General features: G+C 47.8%; 16 protein-coding genes. 8 read left to right on the top strand and 8 right to left on the bottom strand.

Annotated features, from left to right (window positions below; genetic code table 11):
- Positions 1-6 precede the first annotated feature (6 nt).
- Complete coding sequence (locus ABD744_RS12440) at positions 7-1,449, bottom strand: N-acetylmuramoyl-L-alanine amidase (protein ID WP_344798829.1); 1,443 nt, start codon at positions 1,447-1,449, stop codon at positions 7-9.
- Positions 1,450-1,453: 4 nt separating this feature from the next.
- The gene (tsaE, locus tag ABD744_RS12435; RefSeq protein ID WP_344798828.1) at positions 1,454-1,936 is read right to left on the bottom strand and encodes a tRNA (adenosine(37)-N6)-threonylcarbamoyltransferase complex ATPase subunit type 1 TsaE; all 483 of its coding nucleotides are present in this window, start codon (positions 1,934-1,936) and stop codon (positions 1,454-1,456) included.
- Positions 1,937-2,059: 123 nt separating this feature from the next.
- On the opposite strand from tsaE, the gene queG reads away from it, so the two are divergent.
- Complete coding sequence (gene queG, locus ABD744_RS12430; protein WP_344798827.1) at positions 2,060-3,133, top strand: tRNA epoxyqueuosine(34) reductase QueG; 1,074 nt, start codon at positions 2,060-2,062, stop codon at positions 3,131-3,133.
- A gap of 43 nt (positions 3,134-3,176) precedes the next feature.
- Here queG and orn read toward each other — a convergent pair whose 3' ends face one another.
- Positions 3,177-3,737 (bottom strand): oligoribonuclease, encoded by a 561-nt coding sequence (orn, locus tag ABD744_RS12425; protein ID WP_344798826.1) that lies wholly within the window; start codon positions 3,735-3,737, stop codon positions 3,177-3,179.
- A gap of 174 nt (positions 3,738-3,911) precedes the next feature.
- Here orn and rsgA point away from each other — a divergent pair, with 174 nt between their 5' ends.
- Positions 3,912-4,949: a small ribosomal subunit biogenesis GTPase RsgA gene (gene rsgA / locus ABD744_RS12420; protein ID WP_344798825.1), complete on the top strand. Its 1,038-nt coding sequence runs from the start codon at positions 3,912-3,914 to the stop codon at positions 4,947-4,949.
- A gap of 14 nt (positions 4,950-4,963) precedes the next feature.
- Here rsgA and motB read toward each other — a convergent pair whose 3' ends face one another.
- Both motB and motA read right to left on the bottom strand, forming a co-directional pair.
- The gene (gene motB, locus ABD744_RS12415) at positions 4,964-6,010 is read right to left on the bottom strand and encodes a flagellar motor protein MotB (protein WP_344798824.1); all 1,047 of its coding nucleotides are present in this window, start codon (positions 6,008-6,010) and stop codon (positions 4,964-4,966) included.
- Positions 6,011-6,084: 74 nt separating this feature from the next.
- Positions 6,085-6,936, bottom strand: a complete 852-nt coding sequence (gene motA, locus ABD744_RS12410) for a flagellar motor stator protein MotA (protein ID WP_344798823.1) — start codon at positions 6,934-6,936, stop codon at positions 6,085-6,087.
- Between the two features lie 295 nt (positions 6,937-7,231).
- On the opposite strand from motA, the gene ABD744_RS12405 reads away from it, so the two are divergent.
- The 3 genes from ABD744_RS12405 (at position 7,232) to asd (ending at position 10,920) form a co-directional block, all read left to right on the top strand.
- Entirely contained in the window at positions 7,232-9,010 is a 1,779-nt protein-coding gene (locus tag ABD744_RS12405) for an HDOD domain-containing protein (RefSeq protein ID WP_344798822.1), read from the top strand.
- 101 nt (positions 9,011-9,111) lie between these two features.
- Complete coding sequence (locus ABD744_RS12400; RefSeq protein ID WP_344798821.1) at positions 9,112-9,963, top strand: sulfurtransferase; 852 nt, start codon at positions 9,112-9,114, stop codon at positions 9,961-9,963.
- Between the two features lie 102 nt (positions 9,964-10,065).
- A complete protein-coding gene (asd, locus tag ABD744_RS12395; protein ID WP_344798820.1) occupies positions 10,066-10,920 on the top strand; it encodes an archaetidylserine decarboxylase in 855 nt (284 codons plus the stop codon).
- A gap of 61 nt (positions 10,921-10,981) precedes the next feature.
- On the opposite strand, the gene epmA is transcribed toward asd, so the two are convergent.
- Positions 10,982-11,965 (bottom strand): EF-P lysine aminoacylase EpmA, encoded by a 984-nt coding sequence (gene epmA, locus ABD744_RS12390; protein WP_344798819.1) that lies wholly within the window; start codon positions 11,963-11,965, stop codon positions 10,982-10,984.
- A gap of 125 nt (positions 11,966-12,090) precedes the next feature.
- The gene (gene efp, locus ABD744_RS12385) at positions 12,091-12,657 is read right to left on the bottom strand and encodes an elongation factor P (RefSeq protein WP_344798818.1); all 567 of its coding nucleotides are present in this window, start codon (positions 12,655-12,657) and stop codon (positions 12,091-12,093) included.
- Positions 12,658-12,689: 32 nt separating this feature from the next.
- On the opposite strand from efp, the gene epmB reads away from it, so the two are divergent.
- From epmB to ABD744_RS12370, 3 genes are all read left to right on the top strand, one after another.
- The gene (epmB, locus tag ABD744_RS12380; protein ID WP_344798817.1) at positions 12,690-13,697 is read left to right on the top strand and encodes an EF-P beta-lysylation protein EpmB; all 1,008 of its coding nucleotides are present in this window, start codon (positions 12,690-12,692) and stop codon (positions 13,695-13,697) included.
- A 196-nt stretch (positions 13,698-13,893) separates the two neighbouring features.
- Positions 13,894-15,747, top strand: a complete 1,854-nt coding sequence (locus ABD744_RS12375) for a GTPase (protein WP_344798816.1) — start codon at positions 13,894-13,896, stop codon at positions 15,745-15,747.
- Positions 15,748-15,820: 73 nt separating this feature from the next.
- Complete coding sequence (locus ABD744_RS12370) at positions 15,821-17,908, top strand: EAL domain-containing response regulator (RefSeq protein ID WP_344798815.1); 2,088 nt, start codon at positions 15,821-15,823, stop codon at positions 17,906-17,908.
- Positions 17,909-18,019: 111 nt separating this feature from the next.
- On the opposite strand, the gene serB is transcribed toward ABD744_RS12370, so the two are convergent.
- Positions 18,020-19,240: a phosphoserine phosphatase SerB gene (serB, locus tag ABD744_RS12365; protein WP_344798814.1), complete on the bottom strand. Its 1,221-nt coding sequence runs from the start codon at positions 19,238-19,240 to the stop codon at positions 18,020-18,022.
- Positions 19,241-19,281: the final 41 nt, after the last annotated feature.

The raw sequence follows: 19,281 nt of genomic DNA, 5'->3' as shown, positions 1-19,281 counted from the left end.
CGAAAACTAAGAAGATTTAACAGGCACTTTCAAGGATTGACCTACGTGAATAACACTGTTTTTCAAGCCGTTGATTTTTTTTAAGTCATTAACACTGACATTGTATTTTCGAGCCAAACGGCTCAGGCTGTCGCCGTGCTTTACCTTGTACTTGGTCAGCGAATTTTTATTCACCTTAGAACGTGCTGCAGTGGTACTGGCCGATACAACCTGCTCTGCTTTTCTAGGCGTTGAGTCGGCCTGAACCCGCTCTACCGTCGGCCGACCCGCTTTGACCCAGGCCAGATACGTGCCTACCGGCGGCTTAGCTTCAAAGAACCGCTTCACCCCTTTGGTCAATTGCCCGGCCATTTTTTTGCGATAATTGAGGCTGCCAAGATTCTTGGCTTCGGTGGGATTCGAAATAAAACCGGTTTCCACCAGAATGGAGGGTATGTCCGGTGATTTAAGTACCGCAAAACCGGCCTGCTCCACATGTTTTTTATGAAGGTGCGCCACTTTGCCCATTTCCCCTAACACAATGCTGGCCACATCCAAACTGGATTTCAGGCTATTGGTCATTGATAAATCCAACAACACTTCCTTCAAGACATCCGACTTATCATCAAGGGATACATTACCCACCCCCCCGATTAAATCGGCGTCGTTTTCTTTCTGGGCCAGCCAGCGTCCCATTTCACTGGTTGCGCCTCGATCCGACAAGGCCCACACCGAAGCCCCCCTGGCCGATTTTTTATGAAATGCATCGGCATGAATCGAAACAAACAAGTCCGCTTTTTCCTTTCGGGCAATTCGTGTTCGGCCACGTAAGCTGATGTAATAATCACCGGTTCGGGTTAATTTCGCTTTGAACCCCTTAGTTGCATTCAGTTGCTTTTGCAGTTCTTTCGCAATGGACAAAACAACGTCTTTTTCTCGCAATCGTCCTGGGCCAATTGCCCCCGGATCTTCACCACCATGGCCCGCATCGATCATGACCAGAATATCGCGTTTACCGGAAGCAACAATCGTTCGTGCAGCATGAACGCTCTCTTTCGTGCGGTTCACTTTACTAAGCGGGTAGATATCCACCACCAACCGGTCACCATACCGATCGTTAGGCTTTAGCAAAAAGCTTTTAGGTTTGACCGGTTCTTTCATGTCCAGCACAAACCGCACATCATTTGACTGACGCTTTGCGTGTCGAATGCCCGCCACCGGGCTGCCTGAGAAATCAAGAGAAGAAAGCGATTTTGGTGACACCGTATTGCTTAAATCCAGTACTAAACGATCCGGATTTTTGAGCATAAAAACCTGATGTTCCACCGCCCCGGTTAAATCCAAAACCACACGGGTATACTCGGGCGCTTTCCAGACGCGAAGGCTTTTTACTTTTTCAGCGGCAACCAATTCCAGCGAACATAAGCCAAAGAAAAACATCAGCGCTGACAGCCATGACTTCCTGATCAAAAAATTATCCCTCAACACTGCGATGTACAATCCGGTCAAATTTATTCAAGGTTGTCCGTCCGTACTCAGAGAACGACTCGATGGTCATTGAGCGACCACTTTCGTCGGCCTGAAGGCGGACATACAAATCCGGTTGAGGCAAGATGCCCTCGCCTTGTTCAGGCCACTCAACCAGACACAGATTGCCTTCATCAAAGTAGTCCCGAATACCCATGTATTCCAGTTCTTCAGGATCTGACAGGCGATATAAATCAAAATGGTAAACGTTCAAATTATCCAGTGTATAAGGTTCAACTAAGGTGTATGTCGGGCTTTTCACTGCCCCCGTATGACCGTAAGTTTCCAACACGCCACGACAAAACGTGGTCTTACCTGCGCCTAAGTGCCCTTGCAAAAATACGACACCCCGGCCTTCGAGCGCCTGAGCCAACGATCGAGCCACCTGCAGTGTCTCTTTTTCATTTTCAAGATATCGACTAAACAACATGATTAATTGATCCCTAGCACTTCTGTTCCGAATACAGTTCAGGCAAAATAAACAGTCTACCCAAGCTGGGATGATTTTTCACTGCCCAGATGGTCGCTAACTGTTATTTCGTCGTTCTTTTCTATGCAACAACTCGCCAACCGGATCAAACAAGAAGGTGCAAAGCTGGGCTTTCAGGATGTTCGCATCACCTCCACCGATGTATCCAAGCATTTTGGCCACCTGAAAGATTGGCTGGAGCAAAAACTCAACGGTGAAATGGCGTGGATGAACAACAACCTCGAACTCCGGGCTCACCCTGAGCATTTACAAGAAGGCACCTTACGCATCATCTCCGTCCGAATGGACTATATGCACGATCAGGCACAGGCAGAAAACGTACTCAACAACCCTGAAAAAGCCTACATATCACGCTACGCTCTGGGCCGGGATTATCACAAACTGATCCGAAAGCGACTCACCCAACTGGGCAAAATCATATCCGACATGGGTCAGGAACACGGATACCGGGCATTCGTAGACAGCGCGCCGGTGCTGGAACGAGGACTTGCCGAAAACGCGGGCCTCGGCTGGATTGGCAAAAACACCATGCTCATCAATGCCAAAGCAGGTTCCTATTTCTTCATCGGAGAGCTGTTCACCAACCTCCCTTTACCTGTTGACCCACCCCTGGAGAAAATGCACTGCGGCAGCTGCACAGCTTGTCTGGATCTGTGCCCAACCAATGCGTTTATTGGCCCGCATAAACTGGATGCCCGAAAATGCATTTCATACCTGACCATTGAATACGATGGCATCATTGATGAAGCCCTGCGGCCACTCATGGGCAATCGAATCTATGGTTGCGATGACTGCCAAGTCGTTTGCCCCTGGAACAAATTCACCCAAACCAGCCAGGAACAGGACTTTAAAGCAAGAAACCAGTTAGATGACAGCGACTTATTGACGCTGTTCGAGTGGTCGGAAGAGGCTTTTCTTAAAAACACCGAAGGCTCGCCTATTCGCCGGGCTGGCTACCAAAAATGGCAAAGAAACATTGCTATTGCGCTAGGCAATGCGCCACAAAGTGACGCAACGCTAAATGCTTTAATGAATAAACGCGATACCGCCTCTGAAATGGTCAAAGAACACATCGACTGGGCCATTGCTCAACAGCAAAGTAAAGCCAGCCAGATCAAAGCTGCGCAAGTGCCATAACTCGCAAGACTGCTCAGAAATCAAAAATCAGAAAACGAAGACCTTAATCGATCTTCAGGAAAGTGGCCCGGTAGTGCTTCAACTCAGCAATAGACTCACGAATGTCATCCAGTGCTTTATGGGTGCCCGCTTTAGTAAAACCGTTTAACGCCTTCGCATTCCAACGTTTCGCCAACTCTTTAAGCGTGCTTACATCAATGATGCGATAGTGCAGGTAATCATCCAGCGCCGGCATGTAGCGATCCATAAAGCGACGGTCCTGACCCACACTGTTTCCACACAACGGCGAAGACCCTTTGGCTACGTGCTGGGCCAAAAACTCAAGCGTTTGTTGCTCGGCTTCTTCGACAGAAACCGTACTGGCTTTCACACGAGCCGTCAGACCACTGTCGCCATGGGTTTTGGTACACCAATCATCCATTGCATCAAGAACTTCATCGGGTTGATGAACAGCAATCACAGGACCTTCAGAAATAACGTTCAAATCAGAATCGGTAACAATGGTCGCAATTTCCAGGACACAATCCGTCTCTGGATTCAGGCCTGTCATTTCCATGTCGATCCAAACTAAATTACTCTGCTCTGCCATTCCTACATTACCCATAAAATCAATATATCCATCAATTCTAGCAAGTAGTCTCCAGATAAACGAGCACCAAATTCATTTGACTTTTCATAGGCAGATCGCAATGCTGGGCACAATTGATATATACCTCTGATATATACGTCCATCTTTTTCTGTTCAAAGCAGAAAACCAGTAAGGTTAAATACGGATTCATGGCCAAACGCAAACTTACCCGTCAACAGGCTTGGCGGATTAAAAAAGTGCAAGACGAGCGTTCCAAACGCGCCGAACAACGAGATCAAAAAGCCGAGCAAGCGCTCTCTGAAGGAGACCTTGGCCCAGAGCAACAAGGTCGGATTGTATCGCACTTTGGCGTACAGGTTGATGTAGAACCCCACCCCTATACACCGGACGAACACAGAATTATTCGCTGCCACAAACGCAGCAACCTCGGCGACATTGTTACCGGAGACATCGTCGTTTGGCGTGAAAATACGGACGATACGGGCGTTATCGTCGCTGTCAATGACCGTAACAATCAACTGTCCCGCCCTGGTTTTCGCGGTGAGATGAAGTTAATCGCCGCCAACATTGACCAGATTATGGTGGTCATCGCGCCAGAGCCCGAACCGTTTCAAGGGTTGGTGGATCGATACTTCATCGCTGCGGAGCATTGGGGCATCACGCCGACACTGGTCATCAACAAAGCGGACTTACTGGAAGACAGTCCTTATAAATCACGATTAAATGAATTGCATACACTTTATACCGGACTAGGTTATGACGTGATCACTGCGTCAACTCACTCCGATGCAGGTATGAATGAGTTACATCAAGCCTTAAAATCCAAAACAAGCGCGTTTCTAGGGCAGTCCGGCGTAGGTAAGTCCTCACTTATCAACACCCTACTGCCCGGATCAGACATTCTGACCGGCCAGCTGTCCGAAAGCACCCGCAAGGGCAAGCACACCACGACCACCGCCCGAATTTATCATTTTCCAACCGGCGGAGACCTGATCGACTCCCCTGGAATTCGGGAACTGTCTCTGACGAACCTCACCAAAGAAGCCATTCTTGAAGGATTTAAAGAACTGCACCCTTACATTGGTAATTGTAAATTCCGAAACTGTAATCACCAGTCCGAGCCTGGCTGTGCAATTCGTGGTGCCCACGAAGAAGGACACATCAGCGACGAGCGTTTTAACAGTTTATGGCGAATCATTGACTCACTGGAAGAGAGCAGTTTCTAGTTCACCCGCCCCAATCAGAAGTCGTCCAAGTTCCAGATTTCCTGGTTATCTTCGGCCTCACGATACTGGTTTGGCGCGGGCAGGTTATCCGCCTCTATGCCTTTCAAGTCATCCGATAACCGCTGAGTGTTCTCTCTCAGCTCTTTCTTAGTAAAGGGCTGCGATCTCGGACGCACCGGCGGGGCATCCTCTGTTTTCTCTTCCTGACCACCAGCGGCATTTCGTTGGATCTCTGCGGCCGAGCGTTTATTTAATACAATCAAGGCAATACGCCGGTTTACCGGATCTAATGGTCGCTTCTCATCGAACAGCGCCCGATCCGCCAGACCAACCACTTCCGCTACTTTCTCCAACGACATCCCCCCTTCCACTAACGTTCTGCGCGCAGCATTGGCTCGATCAGCCGACAACTCCCAGTTTCCAAAGTCATCGTCGTCGGCGTATTTGGCCGCATCGGTATGCCCTGTGAGTTTGATGCTGTTTGGAACGCCGGACAAAAAGCTGCCCAGCTCCAATAAAATGTCCCGAGTATAATACTTGAGCTGAGCACCGCCCGGATCAAACATGGGTCGCTTGCTTTGATCGATGATCTGAATTCTCAAACCTTCTTTGGTAATATCCAATAGCAGCTGATTTTTGAACGGCCGCATGGCTTCACTTTCTTCAATTCGTTGCTCCAGTTCGGCCATCAAATCTTTCAAACGTTCGCGTTCAATCTTATCCGCCGCTGACTCAATGGCTGCGGCACTCAACACCCCTTCCGGGTCAACATAATCACTGTCATAGTCTCGTGTTTCATTATTGGCATCCAGTGCCTGGGGGCTTCCTCCCAAATCAATTACATACCGACTGCCACCGCTCTGACTAACACCAGCCGGATCTTTGAAATAGCCTTCAATTGCTTTCTTTTGCGTCTCGTTGGTACTGTTCAGAATCCACATCAAAAAGAAAAACGCCATCATGGCCACAGCAAAATCCGCAAAAGCCACCTTCCATGAACCACCGTGGTGGTCATGCTTCTTGATGACTTTTTTGACAATGATGGGTTGAAATTCTTCCACGGACTATCCTGAACACATAAATAAATTGGGTGAGTGATGCCGCGCCAAACGCGCCTGAACAATACTCTCTGGGGTCATCGGTTACGAACGCGCTGATCCAGTTGCGCAAACGTTGGTCGATAATGCGTTGGTATCGTTTTACGACCAAACTCCACCGCCAGCTGTGGAGGCATTCCGTTTTGTGAAGCGACAACACACGCCTTAATGCACTGATAAACGTCCATTTCCTGATCAATGCGATTTTGAATCGCGTTACTGGCCGGGCCAATAATACCGTAGGCCAATAAAATACCGGTAAATGTGCCCACCAAGGCCGCCGCAACCTTACCCCCCAAAACCTCTGGCGGCTCAGCAATGGACGCCATACTGAGGACAATTCCCATCACCGCCGCCACAATACCGAAGCCAGGCAATGCATCTGCCACCCTAGCCAGGCCGATCGCCGGCGCTTCCCGTTCATGACGCATCGTATCCATCTCAATGTCCATCAGGTTGTCCAGTTCATGAGAAGCCATATTCCCGGACGTCACCAGCCTCAGATAATCACAAATAAAAACCGTCATTTGCTGGTTAATTAACACCGACGGGTACTTTGAAAACACAGAACTGCTGTTCGGTTCTTCATAGTCGGCTTCAATGGCCATCATTCCTTCCCGGCGACTTTTAGCAAACAAATCAAATAACAGGCTCAGGACATCCATATAGTAGTTTTGGTTCACTCTACTCGGCAACATAAGACGACCAAACCACATTACCGCTGCCCTCGCGGTATAGCCGGTGTTGGCAACCACAAAAGCCCCTGCAGCACCACCGCCGATAATCAACAGTTCATGAGGATGCCACAGCGCATAAAGCTCACCACCCGCCAGGATAAAACCGCCGCCAACCGACCCCAATACAATGATCCAACCTAAAAGAATGAGCATTCAATCTCCCAAAACATACAAATTTTGTACGAGCAGTGCTGCATCACACTGCTTCCTACCGATAGACAAGATGCAAACTAAGAAGGCTCTGAATATCTTCACGAAATTTTTTATTCTTCTTAAATATCGACCATCCGTCACTGAATATTAGATAAATTTTATAAGTCACTATAGAACACGACTGTACTATCATTGTAAATCAAAGCATTTTATTCTGTTGGATAAGCCAATTTAGTACCAAAGATTCAAGCCATTAGGCCGATAGTAATAAACTCTAACCAGATAAAGCGACTCAATGGAAACAAATAAACGTCCCAATACAGCGGAAGGCTGGGCACATCTGATTAAAGATCAAGCTCTGCCCTTATTGCCAAATACCAGCGCGCAACTGATCACCGCACTGAAGCAAACAGACCTGCCCTTCAGTAAATTAGCCGCACTCATTCACCGGGACCCTGTCGCTTGTTTGTATTTGATTAAATTTGCCAACCAACAATGCAATAACCCGGACACGGAAATACACTCTCCGGATCTGGCGATCAGCATGCTGGGCATGGACAAAGTCCGCACCATCATGAAGAAACTTCCGACATTAAAATTAAACCCAAGAAACATCGCCCACCGGGAATACCTTCAATCCATCTGTAACAGCCTGCATGCTGCCGCTCAGGTGGACCACATGGCAGAATCCAAACCAATCCTGCCAAGAGAACTGCTGTACTGGTCTACCCTCTTTGCAGGCACCGGCTACTGGTTAATGTGGTCTACCGCACCTCATGAAATGCGCATTGCTCAGTATCTTACGTTTGAAGAACGTATGCCGATGGAAAAAGCGCAACGACAAATATTGGGGTGTACTGTCCTCGATATCAGTCAGCACTTGGGCACCATGTGGCGTTTACCCACCTTCACTCAGGCCAGCATGCTGGAAGGATTACGCCCCACCAGCCGACAATTAGTGCAGCTCAGCCAAGCTTGCCCGCAAAAGTCTGAAATACCGCCGAGTTTAGATCGCAATTTAAAGCTGATGATGAATTCTCTGGCGTTTCCAACCTTTCTCGGCAATTTCCTTGCAATGGAAAGTTATAAAAACTGGCACGGAAGAAACTTTGATCGCGCCCTGTCCATTTACGGTACATACATGGGCATCGATCATCAAACCGCGTATCAGCGTATTCGGGACACCGCCATTCAAGTGTCGGCTGAGCACCCTATTCCTTATATATTGCTGCCAGCCAAACATTTACTGCAAATTCCTTCAGACATTTCAAGGATCAGCAAACCCAGCTGGGCCGGCGATGACATCCCCGATTCATCCAAGAAGAGGAAAGCCAACAACAAAACAACATCTTCTCAGGCAACGACATCAAAGGCCAGATCAAGTTCTTCCGGCATTGAGGACCTACGCAGCAAAACATCACAGCAAGGCGACGTGGACTTTGTGCCGAAAGAAGCCAGACCTCGATCTGAGAAGCACAACCCGGCACTGGACAGAGATGTTCCAACCGTCAAGCTGAAAGACAAACGCAACATGCAAATGTTCAGCGAACTGACCAACAACATGTTAAAACATCCAGAACGCTTCCAGGACATCCATGAACTCATGAACGCCGCTGTACAGTGCATCAAGTACGGCCTGGGCCTTGAACGCAGCTCTGCGTCATTAATCAGTGCCTCCGGCCATAAGCTCGTTGCTTATTACACCGCCGGAATGATGGACAGCCCAAAACTGGCCGATCTGGTCATTGATCTGAAGCGCCCCAGTATTTTCCAAAAGCTGTCTCAAAAGCCTTTAGGTGCCTGGATTAATAAATCCAATCTGACAAAATTACGGACTTCCATTCCCAGTACATTAACCAGTGCATCTCAAGCTCACTACTTCTTTGTTCAGTCCATTTTCGCCAAGGGCAAACCGGTGGTTATCATTTATGCCGACTCGGGCGCGAGAGGCGATGACTTCACCGAGGAGGATTACAAGTATTTTAAAGTACTGTGCCGGGCACTGGGACACTGCGTGGAACATTTCAGTGAGAGAAAAGCCACCCTGAAAAAAAGCCAACAAATCAACCCATAATCATCCGTTTTGGCTTTCTTTTCGACCTTTCTGACCGTATGATTTTGCTATTCCGAGCACTAATCTGCTATCCCACACAATAAATAACTGCGAACCGACCTATGACCGCCGAACAAAACAACCCATTGCCATTGGTGATCGAGGCACAACAGCTTCAAGATGCACTGAACACCCCCGCTCTGCGCAAACAACTGATCGTCCTGGACTTATCCACTCAGGAGTTGTTTGAACTTGGCCACATCCCGGATGCCATCTTCGTCAACCATAAACGATTGACCTGTGCGCAACCACCGGCCCCCGGGAAACTGCCCTCGTTAGAACAACTGTCAGACCTTATGTCCAGCATTGGGCTGCAGGACGATAAACATGTCGTGGTGTACGATCATGAAGGCGGCCCTTGGGCCGGTCGTTTCATTTGGACTCTGGATTTGCTGGGACACAACAAATACTCATTCCTGAATGGCGGCCGCGACGCCTGGATAGCCGAGAAACTGGATTTAAGTAACCAACCTTCAAGTGCAACCCCGTCAGGCTATCAGGCTGAAATCAAGAACCCCGAGGTGCTTGCAAGCAAAGAAGAGATTCTCGCCGCACTGGATCAAATTCCTGAATCCGTAGCCATTTGGGATGCCCGCTCCGCTGACGAGCACTCAGGTGCAAAAGTTCTTGCTGCCCGAGGCGGTCACATCCCTGGCGCCACCCATCTTGAATGGACTGACACACTGAATAAAAATGAGTTCAGTAAATTGCATCCCACTGAGACACTGACTCAGCTTTTGGAAAACAAAGGCCTGACCAAAGACAAAACAATTATCTCTCACTGCCAAACTCATCGCCGCTCCGGCCTGACTTATTTAGTTGCTAAATACTTAGGCTATCCAGTGAACAAAGCGTATGATGGCTCTTGGTCTGAATGGGGCAATGACCCCGATACGCCAGTTGAAACCGACTGACATTCAGCCTCAGATTTCATAAAAGCCAAGTCTCAGGTCATGGGTTTGTCATGTCGGCTTGGCTTAATAACACAACCTACTCTGGACATAGTGATCGTTTAAATGAAAGACCGTTTATTTGCGTTTTCTCAGCATTTCATGCCTCAACACGCCATTTCTCGTTTGACTCGATTAGTTGCTGAATCCAAAGCCTCAACCATCAAAACAACCTTCATCAATACCTTCATCAAACAATACGGTATTGATATGTCGGAAGCGGCGAATCCTGATCCGGCCAGTTATGCCAACTTCAATGATTTCTTCACCCGCGCCCTGAAGCCTGGCGCCCGGACGATTGCCGAAGGCGAAAAGAATTTGGCTTGTCCGGCAGATGGCGCCGTTAGCCAACTAGGTGATATAAAACAAGGGCGCATCTTTCAGGCAAAAGGCCACGACTTCGGCCTGAAAGAATTGCTAGGTGGCAGCAAAGAACTGGAAACCGAATTTCAAGATGGCAAGTTCACCACTATTTACCTGTCACCAAAAGACTATCACCGAGTACACATCCCATTTTCCGGCACCCTGAGATCCATGACCTACATTCCGGGCAAACTGTTCTCAGTAAACCCGGCTACGGTCAACAACGTAGACAACCTGTTTGCCAGAAATGAACGCGTCAGCTGTATTTTCGACACGGACAACGGGCCAATGGCGGTGGTATTGGTAGGCGCAATGATTGTCGCCAGCATTGAAACGGTCTGGGCAGGGTTAGTCACGCCTCCCCGTCAAAAACTGACCACCTGGGACTACCCTGCTACGGGTGAAGGCGCTGTCGTGCTAAATAAAGGGGATGAATTGGGCCGCTTCAAGTTAGGCTCCACAGTGGTTCTGTGTTTCCCTAAAGACTCCATTGAGTGGAACGAAAATCTGCAAGAAGGCTCCGTCACTCGTATGGGTCAGGAAATCGCTTCTTACTGATAAAAACGCCCTACAAACTGGTCATCGATTGAAGTACAGCAAGCCTTCATTATAAGGCTTGCTATACCCGATCAAACGGAAATGCAATCACGTCAGCAATCGATTGATAACCGTATCGCAACATCAATAATCGTTCGATCCCCAAAGCCACGCCGGTACATTCCTGAAGTCCATGGTTGAGTGCGGCCACCAGTTTATCATCCCAAGCCACCTTAGGTTTACCCTGAGCCACCCGTTCGTCCAAGTCGCGAAGAAAACGCTGCTGCTGTTCCTCTCCATCAATCAACTCATCGTAACCGTTTGCCAGCTCCGAACCTCCGACATACAGCTCAAAGCGCTTGGCCACTTTGATGCTATCAACCACTTGAACTTTCGACAAGGCCGCCTGACTGGCCGGAAAATCATACACAAAGGTCAGCTTGTGTTCTCCGGAAACCCGGTTAACTCCAAGTTCAGGTTCAACGCAGTGACTCATCAACAAGTCCAGACAATGACTCACCGGCTCACCGGTCATATCACAGCCCGTTTTTTGCAGGCACAAGGCCTCCAGCTGTTGTTCGGTCGCCACAAACGGGTCTAAATCCAGAGTTTGCTGAAACAGCGTCCGATAAGAATGAAACTCCACTTCATCCACCTTCAGTAGCGCCTTGACCAAATCCGCTACTTCCGCCATCAATTGCTCAAAAGATAACCCAGGCCGATACCACTCTAACATCGTGAACTCGGGGTTGTGGCGACTTCCGGCTTCTCCATCCCGAAACGCCTTTGCGATCTGAAAAATACTTCTGCCATGTGTTGCCAGCAACCGTTTTAAAGCAAACTCAGGTGAGGTTTGCAAATACATTGTTTGCTTTCGACCTGCCACATGAACACTGGCAGAAATGGAATCCAAATGAAGATCCGTGGCTCCGGCACGCATTAACGCAGGGGTATCCACTTCCAGTACATCCCGCTCAGAAAAAAAACGGCGGATCTCATTTAGCGTTGCCGCCCGCCGTTCCAATGCATGCCAACTGGTCGTAGCTTGCCAATTCTGGTCACTCATTTTTCTCTCTCATCTTTTCAACAGTTATAGCCATCACCAACAAACAGGCACAAAAAAAGCGGGAAACTCCCGCCTTTTTCTAACTCACTCACCGGGTTCACTAACTCACCTGGCTTAGTGAATCATTAAGCACGTGATACATAGTCACCGGTACGCGTATCAACTTTCAGCTTATCTCCGATGTTCACAAACAAAGGAACTTTCACAACGGCACCGGTCGTCAGTGTTGCAGGCTTACTGCCACCTTGCGCTGTATCCCCTTTCAAACCCGGGTCTGTCTCTATCACTTCCAGCTCCACAAAGTTCGGAGGAGAAATCGCCAACGGCTCACCGTTATACAAAGTCACTGTATAGATGTCTTGCTCTTTCAACCACTTTACCGTATCGCCCAACGCCGTTGAGTCTGCCGCGTGCTGTTCAAAAGAACCGTCGTTCAGCATGAAGTGCCAGAACTCACCATCGGTGTATAAATATTCCATATCCAGGTCAATAACATCGGCGCCTTCAAGGCTCTCGCCTGACTTAAAGGTTCTTTCCCAGACTCGACCAGATCTAAGATTGCGCAGCTTAACACGGTTGAATGCCTGACCTTTTCCTGGCTTCACATAATCGTTCTCAAGAATGGCGCAAGGATCGCCTTCTAACATTACTTTAAGACCGCCACGAAATTCATTGGTAGAATACGACGCCATAATTACTCGCTCACATCAATTTGGTTATAAAAATGAAACTTATCTTATCGGATTCAGACACCCGACCTCAATGGAAGCAACAATTATCCAATTCAATCGTGTCTGTGCATAAATTGCTGGCTATTTTAGAGATAAATCCATCAACATTAAACCTCAGTGAGCAAGCAAACCAACAGTTTTCTTTACGAGTTCCCCTACCTTTTGTGGAAAAAATGACAAAAGGTGACCCGAATGACCCCTTGTTACTGCAGGTTTTGCCTGTCCTTGCAGAGGAAGAGCAATCTCCCGGTTTTAGTCTGGACCCATTACAAGAAGCCAACGCAAACCCCGTCCCCGGGCTTATTCATAAGTATAAAAACCGGGTCTTGTTGATCGGCGCCCAAACCTGTGCCATCAACTGTCGATACTGCTTTCGCCGCCATTTCCCTTATCAGGAAAACCGAATCGGCAGCAAGGACATTGAATCCATCATCCAGTACATTACACAACACACCGAACTGGATGAAGTCATTCTCAGCGGAGGCGACCCGCTGGCAAACAACGACAAAACCCTAAACCAGCTCATCAGCCAACTTAACAACATCAAACACCTCAAACGGTTGCGTATTCACACGCGCTTGCCAGTGGTGATTCCAGCCAGAATCAATCAGGATTTAATCAACTGGGTTAATCAGAGCAGACTCCCTATCACGTTTGTCATTCATGTGAATCACCCCAACGAAGTGGATTCGGCCTTAGCCGATGCGATGGCTAAGCTCAGAGCCACAGGAAATATGGTCTTAAACCAATCCGTCATCCTGAAAGGCATCAACGACAACGCAAAAACCCTGATCCGGTTAAGTGAAAAGCTGTTTGAAGCAGGAGTGATGCCTTATTACTTAAATGTGCTGGATCGTGTACAAGGCAGTGCTCACTTCGAGGTAACTGAAGCCGAGGCATTACAATTAATCGAGCAAATGATGATTAACACTTCCGGCTATTTAGTGCCCAAACTGGTTCGGGAAAGCGCCGAGATTCCGTATAAAATGCCGATCAAATAAAGTACAAAAACGATAAGCAAGTCAATTTAACTTCTTGATATTCCAAACTCTTCCGGTATGATCTTGAGGGTAATAATAATAAATTTATAACAATAAATTCACGAATCGAACTACATTTGTATCTTGACGTATTTTTTTCGTCGAAATAAATCAAGCCAATATAAATTATAAAACTATACTTATGTTTTAACGTGAAATGGACGATTGGTTCTTAGGCATGAACGCACCGAAATCGATAAAACTGAATATTCCAGAGCAGGATTTAAACCGCCTGACGTTTTGTGATGCAAATGTAAGAAGCCTACAGGCCTGGGTGGATGCACTTCCTATGACCAACATAGGAGAAACGTCCAAGCGCCTTTATCATGCCATTATTGAATTGAACCGCTTACACCTGACACCTCAAGTCCGTTACCAACTTCTCGAATTGTTACGCCCCCCGATTTACTTTATCTGTAAGGCATTAGGTAAACACTACCTTCACCAGCCTGTGGTCATGGCTGAAAAACCGTTAAAGATTGCAAACTTAGCTCAAGCCATACAGTCTCACTTAGCGGCCGGATACAAAATTGGCATCGCTCACAGCCTTGAGCTTTCAAACAACGAAAAAAACCGCAAACTGCTTGCCTTCTGTATACACAGAGCAATTTCAGATCTGGGCCGAACCATTGTAAGAGCGTACCAGCTTTACCGACCGACCCCTGCGAATACCTGGGCCGAGATACATCAGTTGTATTTACTCGCTGAAAGTCGGAACCTGCTGAATTATCAGGTCATCGACAAAGCCAACAGCAAGCGTGAAACATCGACCATCAACCATTGTTACTTACGAATCTGTTTGCTTGGAACCGCGAAGCCGAACCAAATTCGACAACAAGAGCTGGTCAGGGCTTACGATGCCCTGGAGTCTTGGGTCGACCAGGTAAAAGTGTGTGCTCCGACAGAAAAGCATGCGTTATTCGTAATTATGCTGGCGGACGACGCGCCTCCGATCTATCGCATAAAGGCATCCGGCACTCAAAAAGACATGCAGCGCGGCATTGAAACCCAGCTGCTGGTGGACTTACTCAATAAACAAAGCAATCTGCCTGAAAACACCGAAGAATCCTATATTGATATCCCCAAAGACATTGGGCCAAACCTGCTGCAACACCTCACGATCTCCTGGGGCAGAATGACGGAACGAGGGTTCGCAAGAGCTCCGTCCCAAGGCGCAATGCAACTCCTGATTGGTCTGGCATCTGTCCATTTTCATCTGGCAGGTGAACGCTCGCTTCAGGAACAACTGGGTCAGGACATCGAGACCGTCCTGCTGGGCGGCTCAGACAACCCGTTTCTTCAAGGAAAAGTCGGCCAAAATGGCGTTGGCAACGGTACCGACGCCTGGTCTTCGGCGTTTGATGCCGGAGGCAGCAAGATGCCTGAAATCGAAGGCATGGACGCGGGCACAATCAACTTCATGCCAAACAAGATGTCCGAGGTAGAGCGTGAGCACGTTAAAACGCATCAGGCTCCTGTACATATCATAGATACTCTGGACACCAGCCCCGGCGGCTATTGCCTGCGCTGGTCATCGGATGTCCCTCTGAAAGCACAATCCGGAGAGATCATAGCGCTTAGGGAAAACCAACACCAAGGCTGGAGCATTGCAGTGGTGCGCTGGATTCGTCACATCAACCACAAAGGCACGATGATGGGCGTTGAGTTATTAGCCCCGTCAGCCTCGCCGTGTGCAATTCGCCTGATTCAGAAAAACGGCACCATGTCTGAATACTTGCACGCTCTGTTGTTGCCGGAATTGGCCGCCATCGGCAAGCCCATGTCGATCATTGCGCCAAGATTGCCTTTCCGGGTTGGTCAAAAAGTTATGGTCAACCTGGCGGGTAAAACATCCCAGTACCAGTTAAACAAACGATTAACCGCCACGGCAAGCTTCAACCAGTTCCAATTAAAGTCGACGGCGGCAAATATCACTATCGAGAAACAACAAATAACCAAAGAAACACCCACTACGGGTGATGACTTTGATTCTTTATGGCCAAATCTATAACTATGTCCATTCCTGCCTAGGTATAAAGGTGTAGAATTGCCATAAAGATCCTAAGGACAGAGCATATCTCTCAATGCGTGAAATCAAATTCGATCAAACAATAAAATTACTTATAATTGACCATACTCAAAATGACGCAGAGCTCATGGTCAGCTACCTCAGAAACTCTGGGCATGCTACCCGTGCCGAATACGTTGACACCCCCGACAAGTTTTCTGAGCTGATCCGCTCTACCCACTGGGATTTATTAATCGCAAGACGCGAAACAGAGAACATTCCTTACAACCAAGCCATTGATGAGATTTTAAAACAGGACAAAGACATTCCGTGCATTGTTACCTGCGACGAATACAATGCGGAGCATGTCGTGGAATGCATCGCCAATGGCGCAGCGGGCATTGCCAAGCGTGATGACGCAGACCACCTATTACCGATCGTCAGAAAAGAACTGCTGAATCTTGCTCACCGACGTGAATTAAGAAGCACTCTGATCAACCTGAAAGAAGCAGAAAAACGTTGTAACTTATTGCTCGCCAACTCAAAAGACGCCATTGCGTATGTGCACGAAGGTATGCACATTTACAGCAACGACGCTTATATGACGTTATTCGGTTACGATGACCCGGACGAGTTGGCCTGTATTCCGATCATTGACCTGGTCGCCTCCAACGATCAAGACCGCTTCAAGCAATTTCTGAAAGATTATCGCGTTGACTCAACCCAACCTGAATTTACTTGTTTGGCTAATCGCTCAGATGAAAGTGACATCAAAGTCATTATGGACTTTACGGATGCCACCTACGATAACGAACACTGCACTCAAATTGTGATCAGGCCGGATCAGGATAATGAACAACTCGAAGCCAAACTGAAAGAAATCAGCAATCAGGATTTGCTCACCGGGCTATACAACCGTAACTACCTGAATGACCAACTTGAAGCAGCATGCAGCCGAGCCATTCAGCATGAAAAGCCCAGTGCCTTCATGTACATTGAACTCGACAATTTTACACCCGGTGAACTCGGCGCCAGCGTATCCGATCTCGACATCATTTTGACCGACATCGCGCAACTCATTCTCGAACATCAGGGAGAGCAGGGAATTTGCACCCGCATCGGTGACGATGACTACGGGGTTCTTCTGCATCAATCGGACCTCGACCAGGCACAGAAAAGCGCGGAAGCATTGAGACACACCATTGAAGACCACCTGTCAGAAGTGAGCAGCCGGACCGTTCAGGTAACGGCCACCATCTGTATTGTTCCGATCAATGAAACCACCACCAGCGCCAGTGAAATTCTTACTCGCGCCTCAGAGACGGTCATTAAAGCTCGCGAAGCAAACAATGCCAAAGGCAACTCTGTTCGACTTTACGTCCCTGAAAAACCAAAGCTTTCCGGCGAATCCGCCATGGCGGAAGAACTGAAAAACGCCATCGAAGAAAACCGTTTAAAAGTAATGTTCCAACCGATCATCAGCCTTCGTGGAGACTCTCGGGAAATCTATGAAGCATTGATTCGGATGATTGACGAGGACGGCAAAGAAATTGAGCCCTCGGAATTTCTTAAAGCCGCAAACTTGCATGGCATGTCTTTGGCAATGGACAAGTGGGTAATCATCAACAGCATCAAGCTGTTAAGTGCACATTTAGCAAAAGGCCATAATACCGTGTTATTCATAAACATCACGGCAGCCAGTTTACTTGAGCCAACGCTTCCGGCCTGGATCAGCAAAGCATTAAGAGCCGCTCGTTTGCCGAGTGACTCAATTGTCTTCCAAATCTCCGAAGAACACGCGATCACTCATTTAAAACAAGCGAAAGACTTTACCCAAAAGCTGGCTGAGCTGAAATGTAAAGCATCACTTTGCCACTTTGGCGGCGCCACCAACCCATACAACACACTGAAACACTTAACGCTTGAGTACATTAAGATTGATGGATCTTATACCAGCCAGATGGAGTCCAGTGAAGACGGTTTTGAAGTATTGACGGACATGATCAACACCATCCAGAGTCAGGGGAAAATGTCGATCATTCCTATGATTGAAAGTGCTTCGACACTTGCTCAGCTTTGGCAAACCGGAGTGAACTACATTCAGGGGTATTTCTTGCAAGCACCGTCCGACGCCATGAATTATGATTTTGGTGGCGATATTTAGTACAGGCATCAACTCAACACAGCAGCAAGCACAAAAAAAGCACCTTAAGGTGCTTTTTTTGTGCTTGCTGTGACAGATACAAATCTTCGGCAAGATTAAATATATAAAAATTTACTTGGGCTGAAACGGGCTTTCGTCCCGGTCTCTCATTCCAATCAAGTAAAGAATGGCATCCAGACCTAAATTTGAAATTGCATGTTTGGCGCTTTCACGCACCAAAGGTTTTGCCCTGAAAGCAATCCCTAAACCGGCGATGCTTAACATCGGCAAATCATTGGCACCATCCCCCACCGCAATGACCTGATCCAGCTTTATGCCTTCATGGTGAGCGATTTCTTTAAGTAATTCGGCCTTACGTTCGCCGTTTACAATTACGCCTTTCACTTCACCGGTGACTTTGCCATCCTGAATATCAAGTTCATTGGCATGCACATAATCAATCTTCAGCTTCTTCTGCAAATGACGCGCAAAATAGGTAAATCCGCCGGACAAAATGGCCGTTTTATAGCCCAACGTATTCAACATGTGAAGCAATTGCTCCGCACCTTCAGTCAACTTCAGTCGCTCAGCAACTCGCTCAAGAACTGACTCATCCAACCCTTTCAGTAACGCTACACGACGTCTGAAGCTTTCATCAAAATCTATTTTTCCCTGCATGGCCTGTTCGGTGATTTCAGCCACCTGATCACCAATACCCGCTTCAATAGCCAACTCATCAATCACTTCGGCTTCGATCAGGGTGGAATCCATATCAAAACAGACCAAACGCCTCGTTCTTCGGTACATATCGTCTTTCTGAACTGCAATATCCAGTTCAAGCTCGGAAGATATTTCTAAAAACTTAGCTTTCAGATCAGCTAAATCGGTCGACTCGCCACGAATAGACAACTCCACACAGGATTTATTACTTTCCTCAGAGTCTATCCCCACGCGGCCAGATAAGCGGCTGATGTTATCAATGTTCAGATTATATTGAGCAATGATGCTCGAGACGCGAGAGATGTGCTCTGCAGTGATCTTTCTCGCCAATAAAGTCACAATATGGCGATCTTTGCCTTTATCCGCGACCCACTCTTGATAACTGTCCGCACTGACCGGAGAAAACCTGGATTGAAAGCCTAACTCATTTGCCCGAAACAGGACTTCCTTCAACGCAGGCCATGAATCATTGTCCGAAAACTCAGCCAAAATACCTAAGGCCAACGCATTGTGAATCACCGCCTGGCCGATATCTAAAATATTCACGCCATGCTTGGCCAGAATCGCCGTAACAGATGAAGTAACACCTGACTGATCAGGCCCAGACAAATTAATCAGAATAATCTCTTTCACTGCAAGCAATCCGCCATTCAATTAAAACTGAAGTTTGAAGG

Source organism: Litoribacillus peritrichatus (genome assembly GCF_039537985.1).
GTDB lineage: Bacteria > Pseudomonadota > Gammaproteobacteria > Pseudomonadales > Litoribrevibacteraceae > Litoribacillus > Litoribacillus peritrichatus.
Note: the sequence above shows the minus strand (reverse complement) of the source record. Positions and strands in the feature narration are given on the sequence as shown.

What these genes read in the sequence shown, in the direction of transcription:
- ABD744_RS12400 (WP_344798821.1), top strand. Translation starts at nt 9,112, where the DNA reads ATGACCGCCGAACAAAACAACCCATTGCCATTGGTGATCGAGGCACAA.
- orn (WP_344798826.1), bottom strand. Translation starts at nt 3,737, where the DNA reads ATGGGTAATGTAGGAATGGCAGAGCAGAGTAATTTAGTTTGGATCGAC.
- epmA (WP_344798819.1), bottom strand. Translation starts at nt 11,965, where the DNA reads ATGAGTGACCAGAATTGGCAAGCTACGACCAGTTGGCATGCATTGGAA.
- ABD744_RS12370 (WP_344798815.1), top strand. Translation starts at nt 15,821, where the DNA reads ATGCGTGAAATCAAATTCGATCAAACAATAAAATTACTTATAATTGAC.
- ABD744_RS12405 (WP_344798822.1), top strand. Translation starts at nt 7,232, where the DNA reads ATGGAAACAAATAAACGTCCCAATACAGCGGAAGGCTGGGCACATCTG.
- motA (WP_344798823.1), bottom strand. Translation starts at nt 6,936, where the DNA reads ATGCTCATTCTTTTAGGTTGGATCATTGTATTGGGGTCGGTTGGCGGC.
- efp (WP_344798818.1), bottom strand. Translation starts at nt 12,657, where the DNA reads ATGGCGTCGTATTCTACCAATGAATTTCGTGGCGGTCTTAAAGTAATG.
- asd (WP_344798820.1), top strand. Translation starts at nt 10,066, where the DNA reads ATGAAAGACCGTTTATTTGCGTTTTCTCAGCATTTCATGCCTCAACAC.
- ABD744_RS12375 (WP_344798816.1), top strand. Translation starts at nt 13,894, where the DNA reads ATGGACGATTGGTTCTTAGGCATGAACGCACCGAAATCGATAAAACTG.
- queG (WP_344798827.1), top strand. Translation starts at nt 2,060, where the DNA reads ATGCAACAACTCGCCAACCGGATCAAACAAGAAGGTGCAAAGCTGGGC.
- rsgA (WP_344798825.1), top strand. Translation starts at nt 3,912, where the DNA reads ATGGCCAAACGCAAACTTACCCGTCAACAGGCTTGGCGGATTAAAAAA.
- tsaE (WP_344798828.1), bottom strand. Translation starts at nt 1,936, where the DNA reads ATGTTGTTTAGTCGATATCTTGAAAATGAAAAAGAGACACTGCAGGTG.
- epmB (WP_344798817.1), top strand. Translation starts at nt 12,690, where the DNA reads ATGAAACTTATCTTATCGGATTCAGACACCCGACCTCAATGGAAGCAA.